This window comes from Geobacter anodireducens (assembly GCA_001628815.1).
GTDB classification, from domain to species: domain Bacteria; phylum Desulfobacterota; class Desulfuromonadia; order Geobacterales; family Geobacteraceae; genus Geobacter; species Geobacter anodireducens.
This window is the reverse complement of record CP014963.1, coordinates 3,405,380-3,429,815: the sequence shown is the minus strand read 5'-3', so window position 1 is coordinate 3,429,815 and position 24,436 is coordinate 3,405,380. Positions and strand designations below refer to the sequence as shown.

The window sequence follows — 24,436 nt, the reverse complement described above, 5'->3', positions numbered from 1 at the left end:
TGGGGTAGGGGAGCGGACGAAGACGGGGCGTGCCAGCGGATGCGGGCCAGCTAGAAAATCGAGTCCTTCAGTTCCCTGATGATCTCAACCTGGCGCTGAAAGATGTAGTGGGATATCCCCTTCTCGGCCCGGTTGTCGGGCTGGATTTCAATGATGCAGAGGTCCGACTGTTTCGTGGTGATGACCCGCAGGATATGGGCGGGCATCTCGAGGGGGCCGCCGGGCAGATGCAGCGTGACCTTCCCTTTGATACCCGCATCGGGATGAGAGGGGATCGTGGCGGAGATGGCCACGCCTCCCAGGGAGATGTCGTTCAACTGGCCGGCCACGGTGAAGCCGTCCCCCGCGAAACTCGCCTCGATCTTTTCCTTAACTTCCACGCGCACGAATTGACGACGTTCCGACCTGATCACCGCATAGGCGAAGTTGGCGAGGATGGCCACGCACTTGTCGATATTGACGTAGCTGACGGTCGCCAGTACATCCTTGGGGAAGTGGCTGCTCTTGAGGAACGCCTGCTTTTCCAGTTGCATGACAATGGCCTGTTGTTGGTTCACCGCCAGTTCCACCGAGCCCCGTTCCACTGATTCCACCGTGGCGCCGAAGTTGACAGGGATGGAGCGGTAGTAGTTCAGGAGCCTCAGATCGTTGGGCAGCTTGCCCGCGCCGATGGCTGTCAGTGTGTCCAGAATCTGCCGGTTGTCCTGGGGAAGGTCGGCAACCGTAACCAACTGGTAGTAGTCGTGCATTGCCCCATCCTTGAGCGAGGTGTTTCCCCGGCGTTCTTTTGGTTGTAAACCGTCGGGGAGCTGGTGTATCATCGATTTTCAAGGCGAAGAGCAGCTTCTTCGCCTTTTCTTTGTTCAGATATTCTCAAGTCTTTCGGAGTTCCACACAATGAAGTACAACGAACAGGAAATCGATCGCCGGCGCACCTTTGCCATTGTCAGCCACCCGGATGCCGGCAAGACCACCATCACCGAAAAACTGCTGCTGTTCGGCGGCGCCATCCAGCAGGCCGGCGAGGTCCGCGCCCGCAAGGCAGCCCGCCATGCCACTTCCGACTGGATGGAGATGGAAAAGCAGCGCGGCATCTCCGTCACCTCGTCGGTCATGAAGTTCACCTACCGGGATTACGAGGTGAACCTGCTGGACACCCCCGGTCACAATGACTTTTCCGAAGACACCTACCGGGTCCTCACCGCCGTCGACTCGGCCCTGATGGTCATCGATTCGGTGAAGGGCGTTGAGAACCAGACCATCAAGCTCCTGGATGTGTGCCGCCTGCGCCATACGCCGATCATGACCTTCATCAACAAGCTTGACCGTGAAGGCCGCGATCCTTTTGAGCTTATCGACGAAATCGAAAAAGTCTTGAGAATCCAGTGCGCCCCCATGACGTGGCCCATCGGCATGGGCAAACGCTTCCGGGGAACCTACCACCTCTACACCAAGGAGCTCGTCATCTTCGATGCCGAGGCAGAGCGCGGCACCGGCGGCGTCATCTCCATGACCGGCCTCGATGACCCGCGCCTGGATGAACTCCTGGGCTCCCAGGCCGAGGAGTTGCGTGCCGACGTGGAACTGCTGGAGGGGGCTGCCCATCCCTTCGAGGAAGAGGCGTATCGTGCCGGACTCCAGACACCGGTCTTCTTCGGCAGCGCCATCAACACCTTCGGCGTACAGCAACTTCTCGACACCTTTGTGGATCATGCCCCTACGCCGCTTCCCCGCGAGGCGGTCAGCCGTACCGTTTCCCCCTACGAAGAGCCCTTCACCGCCTTTGCCTTCAAGATTCAGGCGAACATGGACCCCGCCCACCGGGACCGGATCGCCTTTTTCCGGGTCTGTTCCGGCAAGTTCACCAGGGGCATGAAGGTCCGCCATGTGCGGCTCGGCCGCGAGGTAGCCATCAACAACGCAACGATCTTCATGGCCCAGGACCGCACCCATGTGGACGAGGCATTTCCCGGCGACATCATCGGCATTCACAATCACGGCACCATCAAGATCGGCGACACCTTCACCCAGGGAGAGGAGCTCAAGTTCACGGGCATTCCCAATTTCGCCCCCGAGCACTTTCGCCGGGTGCGCCTGCTGGATCCCCTGAAATCCAAGGCCCTGGAGAAGGGGCTGACCCAGTTGGCCGAAGAGGGGACAACCCAGGTCTTTCGCCCGCTCATGGGGGCCGACTGGGTTGTCGGAGCCGTCGGCCTTCTCCAGTTCGACGTGGTCATGCACCGGCTCGAGCATGAGTATAACGTGAAGGCCACCTATGAGCCGGTCTCCTACGTGACCGCCCGCTGGGTGACCGGGGAGAAGAAAAAGATTGAGGAGTTCCAGAAAAAGGAAGTGATGAGTTGTTACATCGACGGCGAGGGGGACCTGACGTATCTGGCCGGCTCCCAGTGGCGCCTCGACAATACCATGGACAACTGGAAAGATCTCGCCTTCCACGCAACTCGCGAACACAACTGATTGGCGAAGCGCAACATGTGCCGCGCATGGCCCATGCTGTGACAGGTGTGGCGCAAAGCGCAGTGGGCATAGTTGACACATAATCTGTAATCCCTGTGTAAGAATAGGCAGTCTCGCGTATACGCGAAACTGCCGTATACGGGAATCCGCTTTGCACTCTTTCCGGGCAAGGGCGGGAGCGCGGCCACCGGCGGTGCTCCTCCCATCCCGACCCGGAGGATTGCACATGCGGTATCAGGCCAGCCCCCAGACCCGCCTTCTCCTCAAGTACATCCATACCTTTTCCGCCATGATGTGGATCGGCGGCGCCCAGGCCATCCTCATCCTTCTCTACAAGGACCGCCTCGCCACCAACGGGGATGAGCTCTTCGCGGTCAACGACGCCATCCGGTCCCTGGACAACTGGCTCATCGGGCCGGGGGTTGCCGGTTCGGTCATGTCGGGCGCGCTCATATCGCTCACGACCCACTGGGGTTTTTTTCGTCACCGCTGGGTCGCGGTGAAGTGGGTGGTTACCCTGGTGGCCACCTTCTTCGGCATCGTGTTCCTCGGCCCCTGGCTCCAGGAGCTTTCTGAAATCGCCGGCCTCAACCGGCTGGCGGCTTTCGACAACCTGGCCTACGTCCAAACCTACCGCTTGGGAGTAGCCTTTGGTGTCGCCCAGATGGTGGTGCTTCTTTTCCTGGTTCTCATTTCCATTTTCAAGCCGGAACTGGCGCCCTGCTCCCCCGCCGCCCGCCAGTTGGAGCGTCGGCTGGCCGTGCTGCTGCGGCCGGTTGCCGCTCCCTTCATGGGGCTCCAGGGGCAGATCTGCCACCTGCTCGGGCTCGAACGCGACTGAACATCGCGTCCCGCCGGCGGGGCACTCTTTCCGCCGCAGCCTCCCTCACCCCTTTCCAACCCCTCGATTTGGTGCTATACACAAGCCAGACCCCGGTCCGTGCGAGGCCGGGGTCCGCTCGCCGGTGCCGGCCCCGCGTCGTTACGGCGTGCCTGTCCTTGCGCCCCAGGTATGTTACACTATGTACGAACATGATCGGAGCCCCCATGGACCCTCGGGAACTGAAAACCATCCTGCGTTCCTTCAAAGACGGCGCGCTCAGCGAAGACGAGATGCTGGAGCGGCTGCGGCATCTTCCCTACGAGGATGTGGGCGACGCCCTGGTGGATCACCACCGGGGGCTGCGCCAGGGCTTCCCCGAGGTGATCTTCGGGGCCGGCAAGAGCGCTGGCCAGGTGGAGCGGATCATGGCCTCCCTGGCCGCCAAGGGGAACAACATCCTGGTGACCCGCCTCGACGAGGCCAAGGCCCTGGCAGTCAAGGAGGCGTTTCCCGCCGCGGTCTGGCACGCCGATGCCCGTTGCCTCACCCTGGAGCCGCGCCCGGTTGAGAAGCGGGGGCTCGGCACGGTGCTCGTCATCTCGGCCGGTACCTCCGACCTGCCGGTGGCCGCCGAGGCCCTGGTCACCCTCCGGATGCTCGGCAACGAGGCTTCCCACCTCTACGACGTGGGGGTGGCCGGCATCCATCGGCTGCTGTCCCGGCGCGACGTGCTCTTTTCCGCACGGGTGCTCATCGTGGTGGCCGGCATGGAGGGGGCGCTCCCTTCGGTGGTGGGGGGGCTCGTGGACCGGCCGGTCATCGCCGTTCCCACGTCGGTTGGCTACGGGGCCTCCTTCGGCGGCATCGCCGCGCTGCTGGGCATGCTCAACTCCTGCGCCGCCGGCGTGACCGTGGTGAATATCGACAACGGGTTCGGCGCCGCCGTTGCCGCGAGCACAATCAACAGAGAATGAGGTCCGTTTGAAGATACTTTATTTCGACTGCTTTGCCGGCATTGCCGGCGACATGACCGTGGCGGCGCTGCTGGACCTGGGGGTCCCCTTCGAGGTGGTGCGCGACGCCGTGGGGTGTCTCCGTCTGCCCCGGTCGAGCTATTCCCTTGCCACGGAGCGGACGAGCCGCAAGGGAATAGCCGCCACCCGCTTCGTGGTGCAGGTGGAAGAGCACCAGCCCCATCGGCACTACGGCGACATTGCAGCCATGATCGAAGAGAGCCCCCTTGCCGACGGCATCAAGGAAAAGGCCCAGCGGATATTTTTCCGCCTGGCCGAGGCCGAGGCCAAGGTCCACGGCGTCGAGTTGGGACGGGTGCACTTCCACGAGGTGGGGGCGGTGGATTCCATCGCCGACATCGTCGGTGCCGCCGCAGCCATCGACTGGCTCGGGATCGAGGCCATCCACGGGGGAGTCCTGCCCCTGGGGAGCGGCTTCGTTGAAACGGCCCACGGCCGTTTGCCGGTGCCGGCACCCGCCACGGCAGAGCTTCTGCGCGGCATCCCCGTCCATGGCGAGGCGGGGCCCGGCGAACGGGTCACGCCCACCGGGGCGGCCATCCTGGCGGCTCTGGCCGCCGGTTTCGGTCCGGCACCGGCCATGACCGTTACCGGTGTCGGCTGTGGAGCCGGGGCCCGGGACTTCGCCGACATTCCCAATATTCTGCGCGTCTTCCAGGGGGAGAGTGGCAGAGGGTTCGAACGGGACGACGTGGTGGTCATCGAAACCCACATCGACGACACGAGCCCGGAGATCCTGGGACACGTCATGGAGCGCTGTCTTGCCGCCGGTGCCCTGGACGCGGCCTTTTCCCCACTCCAGATGAAGAAGAATCGGCCCGCGGTCAGGCTCACGGTGGTGGTTCATCCCGAGCAACGGGACGAACTTGCGGCGCTTGTCCTGCGGGAAACATCCGCCATCGGGGTGCGCTTCCACCCGGCGGGGAGGCTGAAGCTCCGGCGGGTGGTGGAAGAGCGGGATACGACCCTTGGCAGAGTGCGGGTGAAGGTCATCAATGGGGACGGGGTGGCGCGCGTGGCGCCCGAGTACGACGATTGCTGCCGGATCGCCGCCGAGCGCGCCATGCCGCTCATGGAGGTCTACCGGATCGTGGAGCGGGAGTGCGGACAGTGACCCGGCGATTCGTGGTCGTTGCCGCCACCTGGTTCGGCACGGGACTGTCGCCCGTTGCCCCCGGCACGGTGGGCACCCTCGGCGCCATCCCTCTCTACATGGCCATGGCGCGGCTGCCCCTCTGGCTCTACCTCGCCATCCTCGTGCCGTTCTTCTTCCTGTCGTCCTGGGTGGCGGGACGCGCCCAGGAGGAGTTTGGCCAGAAGGACCCCGGCACGGTGGTCATTGACGAGGTGATCGGTTATCTCATTACCATGGCCGGGGTGACCGCCGACTGGCGGAGTATCCTGGCCGGCTTTCTCCTTTTCCGCTTCTTCGACGTGGTGAAGGTCTGGCCCGCCCGCTATTTCGACCGACGGATGAGAAACGGCTACGGCGTGGTGCTGGACGACGTGGCTGCCGGGCTCTACGCCTGCGCCGCGCTCCATCTGCTGCTGGGGTACCTGTGAGGATCGCAACCCTTTCCATCGGCGACGAGCTCCTGCGGGGCGAAGTGGTGGACAGCAACGCCGCTCGCATCGCAGCACGCCTGGCGGACGCGGGGCTTGCCGTGGGCAGGCACCTGACCGTGGGCGATGACGAGGGGGAGATCGAGGCGGCCCTCGGCACGCTTGCGGCGGGCCATGATGCCGTCATCGTCACGGGGGGGCTCGGTCCCACGGACGACGATGTCACGGCCCGGGCCGCGGCCCGGGCAACGGGACGCCGCCTCGTCCTGAACGAGGAGGCTCTTGACCGGTTGCGGGACTTTTTCTCCCGGCGGGGGCGCGAGCTGTATCCCGCCAATGAGCGCCAGTGCCTCCTGCCGGCCAAGGCGGGGCTTATCCCGAACATCCTCGGCACGGCGTGCGGTTTCCACCTGCTGCACGGGGAATGTCTTCTGGTCTTTCTCCCCGGCGTCCCGGCCGAGATGGCCAGGATGCTGGAGGAGTCGGTGGTGCCCCTGGTCCTTGACCGGCGGAGCGGGCCAGAGGTTACCCGTACGGCGGTGCTGACGCTGTTCGGCCTCTCCGAGGCGGAAATCGGCGGCCGGTTGAGTGGCCTGGAGCGCTCCCGCGAGGGGCTCGGCATTGCCTACTGCGTCGATTTTCCGATGGTGCAGGTGAAACTGCGGGCCACCGCCCGAAGCGAGGAAGAGGCCGCGGAAATCATTGCCGGGGGGCTGCCCCTGGTGCGCGAGCGCTTGGGCGATGTGATCGTGGCCGAGGGGGACGACACCATCGATACGGCGGTTGCCCGCCTGTTTCGCGAAAAGGGGCTCACCCTCGCCCTGGCCGAGTCGTGCACCGGCGGCTCATCGCCAAGAGGATCACCGACGTGGCCGGCAGTTCCGCCTATTTTTCCATGGGGCTGGTCACCTATGCCAATGGGGCCAAGGAGCGGCTTCTGGGCGTTCCGGCCGCGCTTCTGGCGGAAAAGGGTGCCGTAAGCGCCGAAGTTGCCCGTGCCATGGCCAGGGGGGCCCGCCACGCAGCCGGCAGCGACCTTGCCCTGGCCGTCACCGGTATCGCCGGTCCCGATGGGGGGAGCGACGACAAGCCGGTCGGCACGGTCTACCTGGCCCTGGCCGACCGGGCGGGCTGCTCGGTCAAGGCGTACCGCTTCGCCGGCGAACGGGACGCCATCCGGACCGTCACGGCCGTCACGGCCCTGGACTGGCTGAGGAGGCGTCTCCTCGCCGCCTGAATCGTAGCCGCCCCCTTTTTCGCACGCAGCGGGAAAGCTCGTCATGTCCGTACGCAACGACAGGGTGTATCTGATAGTTGTCAGTGTTTCGGCGCTCCTGGTGCTCGGCGTGCTCGCGGCCTCCTTTGTCGTCTACCGCCGCCACGACTTTCCCCTCCTCGACTTCCTTGCCCTGGTGCTGTTCCTGCTCGTTTCCTGCATCGTTTTCATGGTGGTCAGCTACCGCAAGACACGCAGCGTCAATGAACTGGCCCACCTGCACGAGCTCATGCAGTACCAGAGGGAGCTGGACAAGATTGCCCGGCGCTACCGGAGTCTTCTGGAAGGGGCCGGCACCGCGGTTTTCGTCTTCAATGCCGACACCGGGCTCCTGGTGGAGGTGAACCGCCGGGGCACCGAACTGCTGGGGTACAGCAAGGAGGAAATGGTCACTCTCAAGGGGAAGGACCTGGTGCCCGAAGAAGACCAGGAGAAGTTTTCCCTGCTGGTATTGCGGGTGGTGCGGCGCGGAAGGGGCCGGACCGACGGGATCGCGTTCCGCCGCAAGGGAGGGGATCGCTTCCTGGGAGAGGTGGAAGCCCGCCTCATCGACCTGGGCGACGAGAAGGTGGTGCACGCCACGATCAGGGACATTACGTTCAAGCACCGGGCCGAGCGGGAAATCCGCCAGCGCAACCGGGAGCTCACCTCCCTGGTCAACATCATCACCAGAGCCAACCAGGAGATGGAACTGGAGACGGTCCTCGACGTGACCCTGCGGGAAACGATCGAAGTCTTCGGCGTTGACGGTGGCGGCATCCATCTGCGCGAACGGGACGGCACCCTGCGCCCGGCAGCCACTTGCTCCGTTCCGGATCGGCTCAGGGAGGCGCTCGATGCCGGAGCCGACGGCGGATTGCTGGGCAGGGTTGCCGCCACGCGCGGCCCCCTCGCCCTGGACGATCTGGCCATGGAAGGGGGCATGGCGGGACTCTCGGATGAGTCGGCAGGCTGGACGGGGTTTGCGGCGGTCCCGTTGTTCGCCAAGAACCGGGTCACCGGAGTCATGTACCTGTTGAACCGGCAGGCGCGCTCCTTCACCGACGAAGAGCTCAAGCTGTTCTTTTCCATTGCCGGCCAGATGGGGATCATTATCGAAAACGCCCGCCTCTTCAATGAGCTCAAGTGGAAGAGCGATGAGCTCATGGGGTCGTTCCGCCTCCTGGAGAAAAGCAGCCACGAGCTTGCCCTTTCCCAGCACCGGCTCCGTACCAACCTGACTCTCGTGGAACGCGCCAATCAGGAGCTGGAGCGGATCGACCGGATGAAGAACAACTTCCTCGGCATGATTTCCCACGAGTTTCGCACCCCCCTCACCAGCATCATCAGCGGCACCGATTTTTTGCGCTCCTCATCGAGCCTTGCCGGCGACCCCGACAGCCGGCAGGTCCTCGACATGATCCACGAGGGGGGAGAGCGCCTCTTCGAGATCGTCAACGACATCCTCAAGGTTGCCCGTCTTGAGGCCAAGTCCGCCACCGTGACCCGGCGTGCCCTCCACATCTCCCAGGTATTCAGCCAGGTGGTCACGAAGCTTGAGCCGCTGCTGGCGGAGCGGAGCCTGCGAATCGCCTTCAACAATCTGGAGGGACTCCCCCACTGCATCGGCGACCAGGAGTGCTTCGAGGAGATATTCTCGGAATTGCTGGAGAACTCGGTCAAGTTCACCCCGGACGGGGGAACGATCATCATCTCGGCGCGAGTGGTGGACCGGCGGGCGTTGGCCCCGAAGCGGGAGATCCTGGCGCGCTTCAATGCCGATTTCCCGACCCAGATCGGGGATCGCTGCTATCTGGAGGTGGCGGTCCGCGACAACGGCATCGGGGTCAGCCACGACGAACAGGTGAAGATATTCGACAAATTTTACGAGATCGGCGATATCCGTCACCACTCCAGCGGCAAGTTCAAGTTCCAGGGCAAGGGGACGGGGCTCGGGCTGGCCATCGTCAAGGGGATGGTGGAGGCCCACGGGGGCATGGTCTGGGTCGAAAGCCCGGGGGTCGACCCGGAGGCCCGCTTCGGCAGCGCGTTCCTGGTTCTCATCCCCCTTGAGGAAAGCCTGCGGGCGCCGGTCATTCCCCTGGCCGGCCCCCGGGATCCGCTGGCGGGTGGCATCCCCGGAGAGGGAGTGTGACACCCGTTCGAAACAGGCCGGATCTGCCGGAAAGATACCCTTGAAAAGACCGAAAGATCTGTGTTATTTCTGGTCAACTGACCGATACGAAACGTGGCGCCGGCCGCCGCCGGCACCGCCCAGGAGGCGATTGTGACCCAGGAACGCGAAAAGGCGATAGAGCTTGCGCTCAGCCAGATAGAAAAGCAGTTCGGCAAGGGGGCGATCATGCGCCTCGGGGCAGATGAAGCCCTCCCCGATGTGGCCGCCATCCCCACCGGCTCCCTCTCCCTTGATCTGGCCCTCGGCGTTGGCGGCGTCCCCCGCGGGCGGATCATCGAGATCTACGGACCCGAGTCGTCGGGCAAGACCACGCTCGCCCTGCATATCGCGGCCGAGGCTCAGAAAATGGGCGGCATCGCCGCGTTCGTCGACGCCGAGCACGCCCTTGACATCGGCTATGCCCGCAAGCTCGGCGTCAAGACGGACGACCTGCTCGTCTCCCAGCCAGACACCGGGGAGCAGGCCCTGGAAATCGCCGAGATGCTCGTCAGGAGCGGCGCCGTGGACGTTCTCGTCATCGACTCGGTGGCGGCCCTGGTCCCCAAGGCCGAGATCGAAGGGGAAATGGGCGACTCCCACATGGGGCTCCAGGCCCGGCTCATGTCCCAGGCCCTGCGCAAGCTCACCGGCATCATCTCCAAGTCCAACTGCTGCGTCATCTTCATCAACCAGATCCGGATGAAGATCGGCGTCATGTTCGGCAACCCCGAAACCACCACCGGCGGCAACGCCCTCAAGTTCTACGCCTCGGTCCGCCTCGATATCCGCAAGATCGCATCCCTCAAGCAGGGGCAGGACGTCATCGGCTCCCGCACCAAGGTAAAGGTGGTCAAGAACAAGGTGGCTCCCCCCTTCAGGGAGGTGGAGTTCGACATCTACTACGGCGAGGGCATCTCCCGCGAGGGCGACATCCTCGACCTGGCCGTGGAGAAGGGGATCGTGGACAAGAGCGGCGCCTGGTTCTCCTACGGCGGCGACCGGATCGGCCAGGGGCGCGAAAATTCCCGCCTCTTCCTCAAGGAGCGGCCCGAGCTGGTGGACGAGATCGAAGGGAAGGTTTACGACGTGGCCGGCATCCCCCGCAAAGGGGCGAAGGAAGCGGCATAGCCCATGGAACTGAACGATATCCTCACCGTGGCGGTCCGCGCCAAGGCGTCCGACGTCCACATCAAAACGGGCCTCCCGCCCGTCGTGCGGATCGACGGGCGCCTGCGGCCGATCCCGAACGCGCCGCGGCTGGCCCCTGACCAGGTGCGCGCCATGGCGCTCGCCATCATGAACGACCGGCAGAAGCGCATCTTCGAGGAGCACTTCGAGTGCGACACCGCCTACGGCGTGCCGGGCCTGGGCCGCTTCCGGGTGAGCGTCTACTCCCAGCGCGGCACCGTGGCCATGGTGTTCCGCTTCATTCCCTTCGGCATCCCCTCCATGGAGAACCTGACCCTGCCGCCGGTCATCAAGAGGCTGGCCATGGAGGAACGGGGCCTCATTCTCGTCACGGGCACCACGGGGAGCGGCAAGTCCACCACCCTGGCCGCCATGATCGACTACATCAACGAGCACCGGACCTGCAACATCATCACCGTCGAGGACCCGGTGGAATTCCTCCATCGCGACAAGAAGAGCATCCTCTCCCAGCGGGAGGTGGGGTTCGACACCGTCTCCTTCGCCACCGCCCTCAAGGGTGCCCTCCGCCAGGACCCGGACGTGATCCTGGTCGGCGAGATGCGCGACCTGGAGACCATCGAGACTGCCATGCACGCGGCCGAGACCGGTCACCTGGTCATGTCGACCCTCCACACCCTGGATGCCACCGAGACCATCAACCGGATCATCTCGGTCTTCCCTCCCTATCACCAGCGCCAGGTCCGGATCCAGCTCGCCGGCGTGATCAAGGGGGTCGTCTCCCAGCGTCTGGTCCCCCGAGCCGACGGCAAGGGCCGGGTACCGGCAGTCGAGATCATGATCGGCACCGCCCGGATCAAGGAATACATCGACGACAAGGACAAGACGAAACTCCTCCCCGAAGCCATTGCCCAGGGCTATACCTCGTACGGGATGCAGACCTTCGACCAGTCCCTGATGCTGCTCTACACCCAGAAGCTCATCTCCTACGAGGAGGCGCTCCGCCAGTCGTCCAACCCCGACGACTTCGCCCTCAAGGTGTCCGGCATCTCGTCCACCTCCGACAGCACGTGGGACGACTTCGTCCATGACGAGGCCCCCCCCGCGGAGGGAGAGGCCGCCGTCGAGGGCATCGAGAAGTTCTAGGCCGGTGGCCCGCGAGGTTGATTCAAGCATGCATTCCCGACCGGAGCGGCGGCGCGACCCGTTGTCCACCGCCCTCGACATCCTCTCGCGCCGGGACCACAGCGAAGCCGAGCTTGCCCGCAAGCTGAGGACCAGGGGGATCGACGCGGGGGAGATCGACCGCATCGTCGCGCGCCTCAGGGAGTTCGGCTACCTGGATGATCGCCGCGTTGCCTGCCGCCTGGCGGAGTCTGCCCTGGCCCAGGGGAAGATGGTGGGAGCGCGGCTCCGGGTCGAGCTGCGCCGCCGGGGGATTCCGCCGGACTTGGCCGAGGAGGCCCTTGCCCAGACGGCCGGTTGCGACGAGCGGGCCATGGTCGGAGACCTGCTGGCCCGGAAATTTCCCGGCTTTGATCCGGCCGCGGCGGACCCCCGCGAAAAACGACGGGTGGTGGGCTGGTTCCAGCGCCGTGGATTCGGGCTCAGTGCCATCCTTGAAGCGCTCCGGTGTCCCGTTGATGAATGACGGAGCGGCACCGTACGAAGAGATTGACCATACCCATTACAATGATCATGCAGATACAGAGGACCCGATGACCGGAAAAGAGATACGCGCCCGATTTCTCAAGTTCTTCGCCGACCGGGGGCATGCCGTCGTGCCCAGCTCCCCCCTCATCCCCCACAATGACCCCACGCTCCTGTTCGCCAATGCCGGCATGAACCAGTTCAAGGACTGCTTCCTGGGCCTGGAGAAGCGAGATTACGTCAGGGCCTGCTCGTCCCAGAAGTGTGTCCGGGCCGGCGGCAAGCACAACGATCTGGAGAACGTGGGGCGCACCGCCCGGCACCATACCTTCTTCGAAATGCTCGGCAACTTCTCCTTTGGCGACTACTTCAAGAAAGAGGCCATCGCCTTTGCCTGGGATTTTCTCACCAAAGACCTGGGCCTCGACAAGGACCGCCTCTACGTGACGGTCTATACGGACGACGACGAGGCCGCCGACATCTGGCACCTGCAGGAGGGGGTACCCCGGGAGCGGATCTACCGCTTCGGCGAGAAGGACAACTTCTGGGCCATGGGCGACACCGGCCCCTGCGGCCCCTGCAGCGAGATTTTCTGGGACAACGGTCCCGAGGTCGGCTGCGGCAGCCCCGACTGCGCCGTTGGGTGCGACTGCGACCGGTACATGGAGATCTGGAACAACGTCTTCATGCAGTTCAACCGCTCCGCCGACGGCACCATGACCCCTCTCCCCAAGCCCTCCGTCGACACCGGCATGGGACTCGAACGCATCTCCACGGTCATGCAGGGGGTGAAGTCCAACTATGACACCGACCTGTTCCAGGGGATCATCGGGCACGTGGAAAAGCTCTCGGGCAAGCGCTACCGGCACAGCGAGAAAGACGACGTCTCCATGCGGGTCATGGCGGACCACGTCCGGGCCACCACCTTCCTGATCTGCGACGGGGTCCTCCCCTCCAACGAGGGGCGGGGCTACGTGCTGCGCCGGATCATGCGCCGGGCCGCCCGACACGCGAAGATGCTCGGCTTTGCCGAACCGGTCATCTGCCGGATGGTGGAGGCCGTCAGCGCCATGATGGGCGACGCCTACCCGGAACTTCTGGAGCGTGAGGAGTACATCAGAAAGGTGATCCGGGCCGAGGAGGAGCGCTTTGCCGAAACCCTCGACCGGGGACTCGCCATTCTCAACGAGGCCGTGGCGGAGCTCAAGGGCGAGGGGCGCACGGTCATCCCCGGCGAAACCCTGTTCCGGCTCTACGACACCTTCGGCTTTCCCACGGATCTCACCGCGGATATCGTCCGGAGCGAAGGGTTCACCATCGACGAAGACGGCTTCGAAGCCTGCATGGAGCGCCAGCGGGAGCAGGCCCGGGAGCACTGGAAGGGCTCCGGCGAGGAGGGGATCGCCGAGGTCCACAAGACCCTCCATTCCCGGGGCGTCCGGAGCCGTTTCACGGGCTACGAATCCCGCACCGCCTATTCGCCGGTGACGGTCCTTCTCAAGGGAGGGGCCGAGGTGGTCGAGGCCTCGGCCGGCGACCGGGTGGAGATCATCACCGATGCCACTCCCTTCTACGGCGAGTCGGGCGGCCAGGTGGGAGACACCGGCACCATCTCCACGGGCAGCGCCCACGTGGAGGTGACGGAGACGCTCCGTCCCTTCCCGGACCTCATCGTCCACCGGGGGACCGTGGTCGAGGGCACCATCCGGCAGGGCGACGCCTGCGATCTGAAGGTCGCGCCGGGCCGCGACGCCACTGCCCGCAACCATACCGCGACCCACCTCCTTCAGTCGGCGTTGCGCCAGGTGCTGGGAGACCATGTGAAGCAGTCGGGCTCCCTGGTGGGGCCGGACCGCCTCCGCTTCGACTTCACCCACTTCGCGGCCATGACGCCCGAAGAGACCCGGCGGGTCGAGGAGATCGTCAACTCCTGCATCATGGTTAACGACGACGTCCATGCCCGGGAAATGGCCCTGGACGAGGCCATGGAGATCGGCGCCACCGCCCTGTTCGGCGAAAAATACGGGGACACCGTCCGGGTGGTGAGGGTGGGCGAGGTGAGCATGGAGTTGTGCGGCGGCACCCATGTCCACGCCGCCGGCGACATCGGTTTCTTCAAGATCCTCTCCGAGGCGGGGATCGCCGCGGGGGTCCGCCGCATCGAGGCCCTGACCGGCATGGGTGCCCTGCGCCACGTGCAGGAGCTGGAGGACGAACGGAAAGAGATCGCCGCCCTGATCAAGGCCGAGGGGGGGGACAACGTGGAGCGCCTCCAGCGGCTGCTGGCGCGCCAGAAGGAGATGCAGCGGGAGATCGAGACCCTGGAGGCGCGCCTCAACGCCGCCCGCTCGGCTGACCTGCTGGCGGGCGTCCGGGAGGCGAACGGCGTCAAGGTCCTCGCCACCCTGGCCGAGGTGGACGATCCGAAGAAGCTCCGGGAGTTGGCCGACACCCTCAAGGACCGGCTCGGCTCCGGGGTGGTGGCCCTCGGGTGCATCAAGGAAGGAAAGGCGAATCTTCTGGTGGCGGTGACCAAGGATCTGACCGGCCGCGTCAAGGCCGGCGACCTGATCCGTCAGCTTGCCCCCATCATCGGTGGTAGCGGAGGAGGGAAGCCGGAGCTGGCCCAGGCGGGCGGGACCCTGCCGGACAAGCTCGGCGAGGCCCTCGGCAAGGTGTGTGAACTCGTCCCCTGATCGGGGAAACGGCAGGAACACCATGGATATCGTGACCAAGATGCAGTCCGAGCACGGTCTCAAGTCGATTCTCGTCGTGGACGACGAATCGGTGATCCGCGACCTGTGCGCCAAGGCCCTCAAGGGGTACCGGGTCCTCCAGGCCGGGGACGGCGAAGAGGCACTGCGCCTGTTCGAGCGGGGGGGGATCGACGTGATCCTCACCGACGTGATGATGCCGAAGCTGAACGGCATCGAGCTCCTGCGGCGCCTCAAGGAGATGGAGCCGACGCTCGTGGTCATCGTCATGACCGGTTACGCTGAAAAGGACATCATCCTCAATGCGCTCAAGGCGGATGCCGACGACTTCATCACCAAGCCCCTGAACCTGCTTCAGCTCAAGACGGCAGTGGACCGCGCCCTGGACAAGAAGGTCCTCAAGGAGGAGATCGCCAACCTCAAGAGCATGGACCGGCTCAAGAGCAACTTTCTGTCGCTCATCTCCCACAAGTTCCGGACGCCGCTCACCGCCATCTCGCTCTTTCTCCAGAATCTCGCCTGCGGCGTCTACGACCCCGACGACCCGGAGTCCCGCAGGAACCTGGAGCTTATCTTCGGCCAGTCCCGCTACCTGGAAAGCCTGGTGAGCGAACTCCTCGCCTTCAGCCGCTTCATGGACGCCGAGGCGGGCATCCAGCCCGAGCCGTGCCTGTTGCAGGACATGATTCCCAAGCTCGTCACCTCGTCCCGGGAGGCGGTCGCCAAGCCCGGCATCGTCACCTCCTTCGACCTGGCCCCGCTGCCCCCGATCTCCCTGGACCGGGAAAAAATATCCTTCGCCATTGGCCAGATCATCGACAACGCCTACAAGTTTTCCCGGGAGAGCGGGAAGATCACCATCACCCTCAGGGAGTCCGGCGACGACTACCTGCTGGCCGTCGAGGACACGGGCGTGGGTATCCCTCGCGACGAAATGCCCAAGATCTTCGAGAAGTTCTACCAGGTGGACCCCGAAGGCACCGGCCAGATCCGCGGTTTTGGCCTCGGTCTCTTCTATGCGCGCGAGTTCGTCAAGCTCCACGACGGCACCATCTCCATCGAGAGCGAGCCCGGCGCGGGCACCCGGATCACCATCGCCCTGCCCCGCATAGCCGCCTGAGACCAGTGTCGTTCCACCGGTTGCGCGCACCCGGTGAGCCGCCTTTCACGGTTGATTATTTCCCCCGTTCTGCTATAGTTACACCTTTCTTGCGACCGTCCCCGCCCCTATCCCACCGCCCGGGAGGCCATTCCGGATGCAGCATCTCATCGACAAGGCAAATACCCTCATGGAGGCGCTGCCGTACATCAGGCGCTTCTCCGGCAAGACCATCGTCATCAAGTACGGCGGACACGCCATGGCCGACGAGGCACTGAAGGAGTCCTTCGCCCTCGACGTCATCATGCTGAAGTCCCTCGGCATCAATCCCGTCGTGGTCCACGGCGGCGGCCCCCAGATCAACGAAACCCTCAAGCGGTACGGCATCGTTTCCGAATTCGTGAAGGGGATGCGGGTCACCGACGCCGCCACCATGCAGGTGGTGGAAATGGTCCTCACCGGTCAGGTGAACAAAGAGGTGGTGGGGTACCTGAACCAGCACGGGGGCAGGGCCGTGGGGCTCTCGGGCAAGGACGGCAATCTCCTCCTCTGTCGCAAGCTTCTCCAGGAGATCAGGCAGGATGACGGCACCGTGGAGCCGGTGGACATCGGCTTCGTGGGCGATGTGGTCAAGGTGAACCAGGAGCTGATCCAGACCCTGGAGCACGGCAAGTTCATCCCGGTCATCGCCCCGGTGGGGGTGGGTGAGCAGGGGGAGAGCTACAACGTGAACGCCGACCTGGTGGCCGGCCGGGTGGCCGGAGCCTGCGGGCCGAGAAGCTGATCCTGCTCACCGACGTGGCAGGGGTGAAGGACAAGGCGGGTGACCTCCTCTCCAGCATCCACCTCGATACGGTGCCCAACCTCATCGACGGCGGCGTCATCACCGGCGGCATGATTCCCAAGGTCACCTGCTGCGTCGATGCCATCCAGGAGGGTGTCAGAAAGGCCTCCATCATCGACGGCCGGGTGCTGCACGCGGTTCTGCTGGAGATCTTCACCGACGTCGGCGTCGGCACCGAGATTCACCGATGACGGCCTCTCCCGGCAGGAAGCCCCGATCAGAGGCATGAAACGGACAGGCGCGGCCCAGGCCGCCCATGAGGATCGCTGATATGAAGACCGCACAATGGATTGCAAAGGCTGACAAATACATCATGAAGACCTACGGCCGGTACCCCCTGGTGCCGGTGCGGGGAGAAGGGTGCCGGGTCTGGGACGCTGACGGGAAGGAGTATTTGGACTTCCTTGCCGGCGTGGCCGTGAACAACCTGGGGCACTGCCACCCGAAGGTGGTTGAGGCTTTGCGCACGCAGGCCGCCGAGATGATCCACTGTTCCAACTACTACCACATCCCGAACCAGATCGAGCTGGCCGAGTTGCTCTGCGCCCACTCTTTCGCGGACAAGGTCTTTTTCTGCAACAGCGGCGCCGAGGCCAACGAGGCCGCCATCAAGCTGGCCCGCAAGCATGCCCGGGAGAAGACCGGCGACGCCGAGCGCTACGGGATCATTACGGCGCTGGCCTCCTTCCACGGCCGGACCATGGCCACCATTTCCGCCACGGGCCAGGAGAAGGTCCAGAAATTTTTCGACCCGCTCCTCCATGGCTTCACCTACGTTCCCTTCGACGATGCCGCGGCTCTGGAGGCGGCGGTCACCCCCACGACCTGCGCGGTGATGCTGGAGCCGATCCAGGGGGAGGGGGGCGTGGTCGTCCCCTCCGCCGACTACTTCCGGAAGGTAAGGGAGATCTGCGACCGCCACGGCCTGCTCCTCATCTTCGACGAAGTTCAGGTGGGGATCGGGCGGACCGGCAAGCTCTTCGCCCATGAGCACTTCGACGTGACCCCCGACATCATGACCCTGGCCAAGGCCCTTGCCGGTGGCGCCCCCATCGGCGCCATGCTGGCTCGGGACGAGATCGCCGCGTCCTTTTCACCCGGCACCCACGGCTCAACCTTCGGGGGCAATCCCCTGGTCACCGCCGCGGGTTTGGCAGCCGTCCGGGCCGTGCTGGAGGAAGGGCTCCTGAACCGGGCCGAGGAGATGGGCGAGTACCTGGTGGGGGAGCTGGAGCGGCTCAAGGGAAAATACGACATCATCACCGACGTGCGGGGCATCGGCCTCATGGTCGGCATGGAACTGTCGGTGCCGGCCGGCGACATCGTGCTCAAGGGGCTGGAACGGGGCGTGCTCCTGAACGTGGCCCAGGACCGGGTGCTCCGGTTCGTCCCCCCCCTGGTGGTGACCAAGCAGGAAGTGAACGACATGATCGCCGTCCTTGACGGCATCCTGGAGGAAATGACGAAATGACCAGGCACTTTCTGGCCCTCAACCAGTTTACGAAAGAGGAGCTCGACGGGCTCTTCACCCTTACCCGGGAGTTGAAGGACAAGCAGAAGCAGGGCATTCCCCACCGGTTGCTGGAGGGGAAGAGCGTGGCCCTCATCTTCGAGAAATCGTCCACCCGGACCCGCGTCTCCTTCGAGGTGGGGGTCGCCCAACTGGGAGCCCATCCCCTGTTCATCTCCTCGGCCACGTCCCAGATGGGGCGGGGCGAGCCCATCAGGGACACGGCCCGTGTCATGGCCCGCTACTGCGACGGCGTCATGATCCGCACCTATGGCCAGGAGATCGTTGAGGAGTTCGCCCGCTACTCGTCGGTGCCGGTCATCAACGGCCTCACCGACCTGTTCCATCCCTGCCAGATCATGACCGACCTTTTTACGGTCATTGAATACAAGGGGGGATACCAGGGGCTGAAATTCGCCTGGGTCGGCGACGGCAACAACATGGCCAATACCTGGATCGAGGCGGCCGCCATCCTGGGCTTCGACCTGGCCCTGGCCTGCCCCACCGGGTACGAGCCCGACCGTCAGGTCTGGGACTGGGCCCAGCAGCGGGCCACGTCCTCCATCACCATCACCGAGGACCCTGAGGAGGCCGTGCGCGACGCCGACGTCGTCAACACCGATGTCTGGGCCAGCATGGGGCAGGAGCAGGAGCAGAAGGAGCGTGAGGCGGCGTTCCAGGGCTACTGCCTCGACGACGCCCTGGTTGCCTTGGCCCGGCCCGACTGCATGGTCCTCCACTGCCTCCCGGCCCACCGGGGCGAGGAGATCACCGACAGCGTCATCGAAGGCCCTCGCTCCGCCGTCTGGGACGAGGCCGAAAACCGGCTCCACATTCAGAAAGCCATCATGGCTTCATTGATGAAGTAACCCGATTTCATACCGATCCAAAGGAGATCCCCATGGCCAAAGTGCACAAAGACGTGAAAAAGATCGTCCTTGCCTATTCGGGCGGACTCGACACATCCATCATTCTCAAGTGGCTCAAGAACGAGTACGGCTGCGAGGTCATCGCCTTCTCGGCCGACCTGGGCCAAGGGGACGAACTGGCGCCGATCCGGGACAAGGCCATCGCCACCGGTGCAGACAAGGTCTACATCGACGATTTGAAGGAAGAGTTCGTCAGGGATTTCGTGTTCCCCATGTTCCGCGCCAACGCCATCTATGAGGGGCACTACCTCCTGGGCACCTCCATTGCCCGGCCTCTCATCGCCAAGCGCCAGATGGAGATTGCGAAGATCGAGGGGGCCGACGCCGTCTCCCACGGCGCCACCGGCAAGGGGAACGACCAGGTCCGCTTCGAGCTGGCCTACTACCACTTCGACCCGGCCATCACCGTGGTGGTCCCCTGGCGCGAGTGGAAGCTCAACAGCCGCCAGGCCCTGGTGAACTACGCCAGGAAGAACGGGATCCCGATCCCGGTCACCAAGAAGCGTCCCTGGTCCTCGGACCGCAACCTCCTCCACATCTCCTTCGAAGGCGGCATCCTGGAAGATACCTGGGCCGAGCCCCCCGAGAACATGTACGTGCTGACCAAGGCGCCGGAAAAGGCCCCCAACAAGCCCCAGTTCGTGGAGATCGAGTTCAAGAACGGGAACGCCGTGGCGGTTGACGGCGAGAAGATGAGCCCGGCCCAGCTCCTGGCCCACCTGAACTACATCGGCGGCGAGCACGGCATCGGCCGGGTCGATCTCCTGGAGAACCGCTCCGTGGGCATGAAGTCCCGGGGCGTGTACGAGACCCCCGGCGGCACCATCCTGCGCGAGGCCCACTCGGCGGTGGAGCAGATCACCATGGACCGCGAGGTCATGCGGATCCGCGACTCCCTCATCCCCGAGTACGCCCGCCAGGTCTATGCCGGCTACTGGTTCTCGCCGGAGCGGGAGATGCTCCAGACCCTGATCGACGATTCCCAGAAGTGCGTGAACGGCGTGGCCCGGGTGAAACTCTACAAGGGGCACTGCCGCACCGTGGGGCGCAAGTCCGAGACCAACTCCCTCTTCAATCTGGACTTCGCCACCTTCGAGAAGGATCAGGTCTTCAACCAGGCCGACGCCACCGGCTTCATCAAGATCAACAGCCTGCGGCTGCGGATCAGAGCGCTCATGCAGGGGAAGAAGTAGAAAGCGCGCCTTTTCCGCACGCTCTGCATTGCCCTGCGAAACTGCTTGTGCGGCGTACGTTCAGTACGCCTCCGCGCAGGTTCTTGAGACCTTGATCCTGCGAGAAATTCGCGTTTTCAGAAAGATCAAAAGGGGCACGGTCCGCCGTGTCCCTTCGTCTATCCCATGGCCGAGAAAGCATTCAAGAAAGACCACATCGTCACCTCTGTCGTGGCCGTCATCGTGGACGATGAGGGCCAGGTGCTCCTCACCAAGCGGAACGTGAATCCCTTCAAGGGCGAATGGGTCATGCCCGGGGGGAAGATTGACCTGGGCGAGCCGATCATTGCGGCCCTCCAGCGGGAGGTTATGGAAGAGGTGGGGCTCCAGGTGGAGGTGGAAGACCTCATCGACGTGTTCGAGCACGTGACCCCGGGGGAGGACAACTACCACTTCATTATCCTCTACTACCTCTGCCACCCCATCTACTGCGACATCGACCATAACCGGGCCGAGGTGGAGGAGGCTCGCTGGGTTCCCCGCGGGGAGCTGGCGGGCTACACAATGCCCGAAGGGACCCGTTTCATCCTCGGCAAGGTATTTCCGGAGCTCTGCAGTTGCGAGACATGACAAGGTTCCCATGGTCCAGATCATCGACAAGAAGGTGAATCTCGAATACCCGCTGGGGCACCACCTCCACTGCATGATCGCCCAGGTGCCGAACCACCTGCGGGGGGCGGAGAAGGGATTCGCCATCGTGGAGCCCGACCGCCAGTGGGAGCGGGTCCGGTCGATCCTCGACCTGGTGGCGGCCGGCGAGGGGAACCTGAAGAAGCTCCACTTCCTCATGCTCCCGGAGGCCCACGTCCCGGTCAGCCGGTTCGACGAGATGCTGAACGCGATCAACGGCACCTTCCGCCCCAACACCGTCACCATGTTCGGGGTGGAGCACGTGAGCCTCAAGACCTACCGGGAGATGTTGGAGCGGTTCCGGGAGGACAACGCCGAGGCCATCGAGCTGGTGGACCGGGACATCGACTCGGGCGACGTGCTGGAGATGCCGGTGAACTGGTGCTGCATCGCGGTGAAGGAGGCCACGGGCAGGCTGCGCGTCTTCCTGGAGGCCAAGAGCCACCCCTTCCACGGGGAGGAGTTCCTGGACAAGTTCCACGATCTCTACCGCGGGCGCCACTTCTACCTTTTCCGGAGCCGCCCCTCCTGCTTCAACTTCATGGTCCTGATCTGCCTGGATTACCTCTACCGGGACCTGTACAGCTCCAACATCAAGCAGATCATTGACCACGCCAACCAGCTCTACTTCTCCACCCGGCAGACCCTGGACACCATCTTCGTGATCCAGTGTGACCCCAAGCCCGAGCACCGGGCCTACCGGGACGTGCTCTCCGGATTCTACGGCGAGTACCTGGAGGACACGCCAGGCGTGCGGGAAACGGTGACGGTCTTCGGCAACACCTCCGAGGAGACCCGGATCGAGGACGCTCCCGGCGGGCACGCCTTCGGCACCTCCTCCGTGGTCATCAACAGCAGCCACCGCCTGGCGCGGGTGCAGCTCTCGGAGTTCTCCACCGACGATTTCGACGGCGCCCCGATCTGCCGGCTCCGCTTCGGGACCGGGACCCGCCTCTACTACTTCAACCTTCCGCTCCACCACGAGATCGATCCGCGCACCACGCGGGTCCCCCTCAAGGTCCACACGATCATGCGTCCGTCCCGGGACGGCGGCTGGGTCAAGATCAGCGGGGATGAGATGGTGGCGGGGTTCGAGATCGCGCAGAACACGTAATCACACCATCAGGAGACACCTATGGCACACGAAAAACTCTGGGGCGGCCGCTTTTCCGAGCCGACCGATCAATTCGTCGAGGAATTCACCGCTTCCATCGACTTCGACAAGCGGCTCTACCATCAGGACATCCGGGGATCCATTGCCCACGCGCGGATGCTGGGCAAGCAGGGCATCCTCCCCATGGCCGAGGTTGAAAAGATCGTGGCGGGGCTCCAGGAGGTCCTTGCCCGGATCGAGGCCGGGAAGTTCGACTTCTCCGTGGCCCTGGAAGACATCCACATGAACATCGAGGCGCGTCTCACGGAAAAGATCGGCGAGGCCGGCAAGCGGCTCCACACCGGCCGTTCGCGCAACGACCAGGTTGCCCTCGACATCCGCCTCTACCTGCGGGACGAGATCGTGGAGATCTCCGCCTACCTGGATATGCTGGTGGACTCCCTCATTTACCAGGCGGAAGCCAACCTGGGCGTCATCATGCCCGGCTACACCCACCTGCAGACCGCCCAGCCCATCCTCTTCTCCCACCACATGATGGCCTACGTGGAGATGTTCACCCGGGACAAGGGGCGGATGGAGGACTGCCTGCGGCGGATGAACGCCCTTCCGCTCGGCGCCGGCGCCCTGGCCGGGACCACTTTCCCCATCGACCGGGAGTACGTGGCCGAGTTGCTGGACTTCCCCGCCGTGACCCGCAACTCCCTCGATTCGGTATCGGACCGGGACTTCGCCCTGGAGTTCATGGGGGCCTCCTCGATCCTCATGATGCACCTCTCCCGCTTCTCCGAAGAGCTGATCCTCTGGTCCACCAGCGAGTTCAAGTTCGTGGAGCTGACCGATTCCTTCTGCACCGGCTCCTCGATCATGCCCCAGAAGAAGAACCCGGACGTGCCGGAACTGGTCCGCGGCAAGACCGGCCGGGTCTACGGCAACCTCATGGCGCTCCTCACGGTCATGAAGGCTCTGCCCCTGGCCTACAACAAGGACATGCAGGAAGACAAGGAGCCCCTCTTCGACACCATCGACACCGTGAAGGGGAGCCTCAAGATTTTCGCCGACATGGTGCGGGAGATGCGGATCAACGCCGGGAACATGCGGGCCGCGGCCGCCAAGGGATTCTCCACCGCCACCGACGTGGCCGACTACCTGGTCCGCCAGGGGATGCCCTTCCGCGACGCCCACGAGGTGGTGGGGAAGACCGTGGCCTACTGCATCGCCAACGGCAAAGATCTCCCGGACCTGACCATGGATGAATGGCAGGGGTTCTCGGACAAGATCGGCGAGGACATCTTCGACGCGATCACCCTGGAAGCGTCGGTCAACGCCCGGGCCGCCACCGGCGGCACGGCCCTGGAGCGGGTCAGGGCGGAGATCGAGCGGGCCAAAGTGGGGAGATAGCGTGATTCGCGTCGCGGCACAGGGCCGGGGAGGGGACAGTGAGCGGTAACCATGGAATCGTAGTCAAGCTCGTTGCCGGAATCGCACTTGCGGCCGCCCTGGCCGGCTGCGGCAGGAAGGGACCCCTGGTGCCGCCCGAATCCTTCGTGCCGGCCCCCGTCGCCACCCTGACGGTGGAGCAGAAGGATGACGCGTTCTACGTCTCCTGGCCCGCGCCCGACAGGGATGAAGGAGGCCGCCCCCTCAAGGACCTGGCCGGGTTCAGGGTCTACCGCAGGCCGGTGCTTCCGCCGGGACAGGACTGCGAGGAGTGCCCCACCGCCTACGCGCTGGTCAGGACCGTGGACCTGGAATATCCCCAGGACGTGCGCACCTACGACGGTCGCTACGTGCTGGCCGACCGCGGCCTGACCAACGGGGTCACCTACCAGTACAAGGTAATCTCCTTCAAGAAGGACGGCAGCGAGAGCGGTGCCTCGAACCGGACCCGGCGCACGATGGTGGCGGCCCCGCCGGCGCCGCGCCTCACCGCTTCGTCGAGCGCAACCGGAGTCGCGCTCCAGTGGGAGCAGTCCCCGCTGGCGACCGGGGAGTCCGTTGGCGCCTACATTTACCGCCGCCGGGGCGACGACCTCGCCAGCCTGGTCCTCCTGACGCCGGCGCCGGTGACCGGCACGAGCTACGAGGACCAGCGCCTGGAGCGTGGCGTCACCTATGTCTATCTGGTGCGCCAGGTCGCTGCCGTGGACGGCCAGCTGGTGGAAGGGGCCGCATCCAACACGGTCCGGGGCGCCCTGGCCGAGCCGGAGTAGGGGGCAGGCACTGCGCGCGGCGGCCGGAA

At 64.6% G+C, this 24,436-nt stretch carries 19 protein-coding genes and 2 pseudogenes; 20 read left to right on the top strand and 1 reads right to left on the bottom strand.

Features of this window, described 5'->3' with window-relative positions:
* Positions 1-50: 50 nt before the first annotated feature.
* Positions 51-749: a pilus assembly protein PilZ gene (locus A2G06_15750; protein ANA41447.1), complete on the bottom strand. Its 699-nt coding sequence runs from the start codon at positions 747-749 to the stop codon at positions 51-53.
* A 148-nt stretch (positions 750-897) separates the two neighbouring features.
* On the opposite strand from A2G06_15750, the gene prfC reads away from it, so the two are divergent.
* The 20 genes and pseudogenes from prfC to A2G06_15650 all read left to right on the top strand — a co-directional run bounded on the left by prfC (position 898) and on the right by A2G06_15650 (position 24,407).
* A complete protein-coding gene (gene prfC / locus A2G06_15745) occupies positions 898-2,478 on the top strand; it encodes a peptide chain release factor 3 (GenBank protein ID ANA41446.1) in 1,581 nt (526 codons plus the stop codon).
* Positions 2,479-2,704: 226 nt separating this feature from the next.
* Positions 2,705-3,319 carry a hypothetical protein gene (locus tag A2G06_15740; GenBank protein ANA41445.1) on the top strand — a complete coding sequence of 205 codons (615 nt, stop codon included), beginning with the start codon at positions 2,705-2,707 and terminating at the stop codon, positions 3,317-3,319.
* A gap of 206 nt (positions 3,320-3,525) precedes the next feature.
* The gene (locus A2G06_15735; GenBank protein ANA41717.1) at positions 3,526-4,275 is read left to right on the top strand and encodes a 1-(5-phosphoribosyl)-5-amino-4-imidazole-carboxylate carboxylase; all 750 of its coding nucleotides are present in this window, start codon (positions 3,526-3,528) and stop codon (positions 4,273-4,275) included.
* A 7-nt stretch (positions 4,276-4,282) separates the two neighbouring features.
* The gene (locus tag A2G06_15730) at positions 4,283-5,449 is read left to right on the top strand and encodes a hypothetical protein (protein ID ANA41444.1); all 1,167 of its coding nucleotides are present in this window, start codon (positions 4,283-4,285) and stop codon (positions 5,447-5,449) included.
* The gene (locus A2G06_15725) at positions 5,446-5,898 is read left to right on the top strand and encodes a phosphatidylglycerophosphatase A (protein ID ANA41443.1); all 453 of its coding nucleotides are present in this window, start codon (positions 5,446-5,448) and stop codon (positions 5,896-5,898) included. Before A2G06_15730 ends, A2G06_15725 begins: the two co-directional genes overlap by 4 nt.
* Positions 5,895-7,135 (top strand): annotated as a pseudogene (locus A2G06_15720) (damage-inducible protein CinA). Before A2G06_15725 ends, A2G06_15720 begins: the two are co-directional and overlap by 4 nt.
* 43 nt (positions 7,136-7,178) lie before the next feature.
* Positions 7,179-9,308 carry a histidine kinase gene (locus A2G06_15715; GenBank protein ANA41442.1) on the top strand — a complete coding sequence of 710 codons (2,130 nt, stop codon included), beginning with the start codon at positions 7,179-7,181 and terminating at the stop codon, positions 9,306-9,308.
* Between the two features lie 132 nt (positions 9,309-9,440).
* Positions 9,441-10,457, top strand: coding sequence for a DNA recombination/repair protein RecA (locus A2G06_15710; GenBank protein ID ANA41716.1), 1,017 nt, complete (start codon positions 9,441-9,443; stop codon positions 10,455-10,457).
* Between the two features lie 3 nt (positions 10,458-10,460).
* Positions 10,461-11,621, top strand: coding sequence for a type IV pili twitching motility protein PilT (locus tag A2G06_15705; protein ID ANA41441.1), 1,161 nt, complete (start codon positions 10,461-10,463; stop codon positions 11,619-11,621).
* A gap of 28 nt (positions 11,622-11,649) precedes the next feature.
* Positions 11,650-12,126 carry a recombinase RecX gene (locus tag A2G06_15700; protein ANA41440.1) on the top strand — a complete coding sequence of 159 codons (477 nt, stop codon included), beginning with the start codon at positions 11,650-11,652 and terminating at the stop codon, positions 12,124-12,126.
* A 67-nt stretch (positions 12,127-12,193) separates the two neighbouring features.
* Positions 12,194-14,821, top strand: coding sequence for an alanine--tRNA ligase (locus A2G06_15695; protein ID ANA41715.1), 2,628 nt, complete (start codon positions 12,194-12,196; stop codon positions 14,819-14,821).
* Positions 14,822-14,843: 22 nt separating this feature from the next.
* Entirely contained in the window at positions 14,844-15,959 is a 1,116-nt protein-coding gene (locus A2G06_15690; protein ID ANA41439.1) for a hybrid sensor histidine kinase/response regulator, read from the top strand.
* A gap of 136 nt (positions 15,960-16,095) precedes the next feature.
* Positions 16,096-16,973, top strand: a pseudogene (locus tag A2G06_15685) (acetylglutamate kinase).
* A gap of 80 nt (positions 16,974-17,053) precedes the next feature.
* Entirely contained in the window at positions 17,054-18,253 is a 1,200-nt protein-coding gene (locus tag A2G06_15680; protein ANA41438.1) for an acetylornithine aminotransferase, read from the top strand.
* Entirely contained in the window at positions 18,250-19,161 is a 912-nt protein-coding gene (locus tag A2G06_15675) for an ornithine carbamoyltransferase (GenBank protein ANA41437.1), read from the top strand. Before A2G06_15680 ends, A2G06_15675 begins: the two co-directional genes overlap by 4 nt.
* A gap of 32 nt (positions 19,162-19,193) precedes the next feature.
* A complete protein-coding gene (locus tag A2G06_15670) occupies positions 19,194-20,414 on the top strand; it encodes an argininosuccinate synthase (GenBank protein ID ANA41436.1) in 1,221 nt (406 codons plus the stop codon).
* 165 nt (positions 20,415-20,579) lie between these two features.
* A complete protein-coding gene (locus A2G06_15665; GenBank protein ANA41435.1) occupies positions 20,580-21,023 on the top strand; it encodes a DNA mismatch repair protein MutT in 444 nt (147 codons plus the stop codon).
* A gap of 10 nt (positions 21,024-21,033) precedes the next feature.
* Positions 21,034-22,197: a hypothetical protein gene (locus A2G06_15660; protein ANA41434.1), complete on the top strand. Its 1,164-nt coding sequence runs from the start codon at positions 21,034-21,036 to the stop codon at positions 22,195-22,197.
* Between the two features lie 21 nt (positions 22,198-22,218).
* A complete protein-coding gene (locus tag A2G06_15655; protein ID ANA41433.1) occupies positions 22,219-23,595 on the top strand; it encodes an argininosuccinate lyase in 1,377 nt (458 codons plus the stop codon).
* Positions 23,596-23,633: 38 nt separating this feature from the next.
* Complete coding sequence (locus tag A2G06_15650) at positions 23,634-24,407, top strand: hypothetical protein (protein ANA41432.1); 774 nt, start codon at positions 23,634-23,636, stop codon at positions 24,405-24,407.
* Positions 24,408-24,436 lie beyond the last annotated feature (29 nt).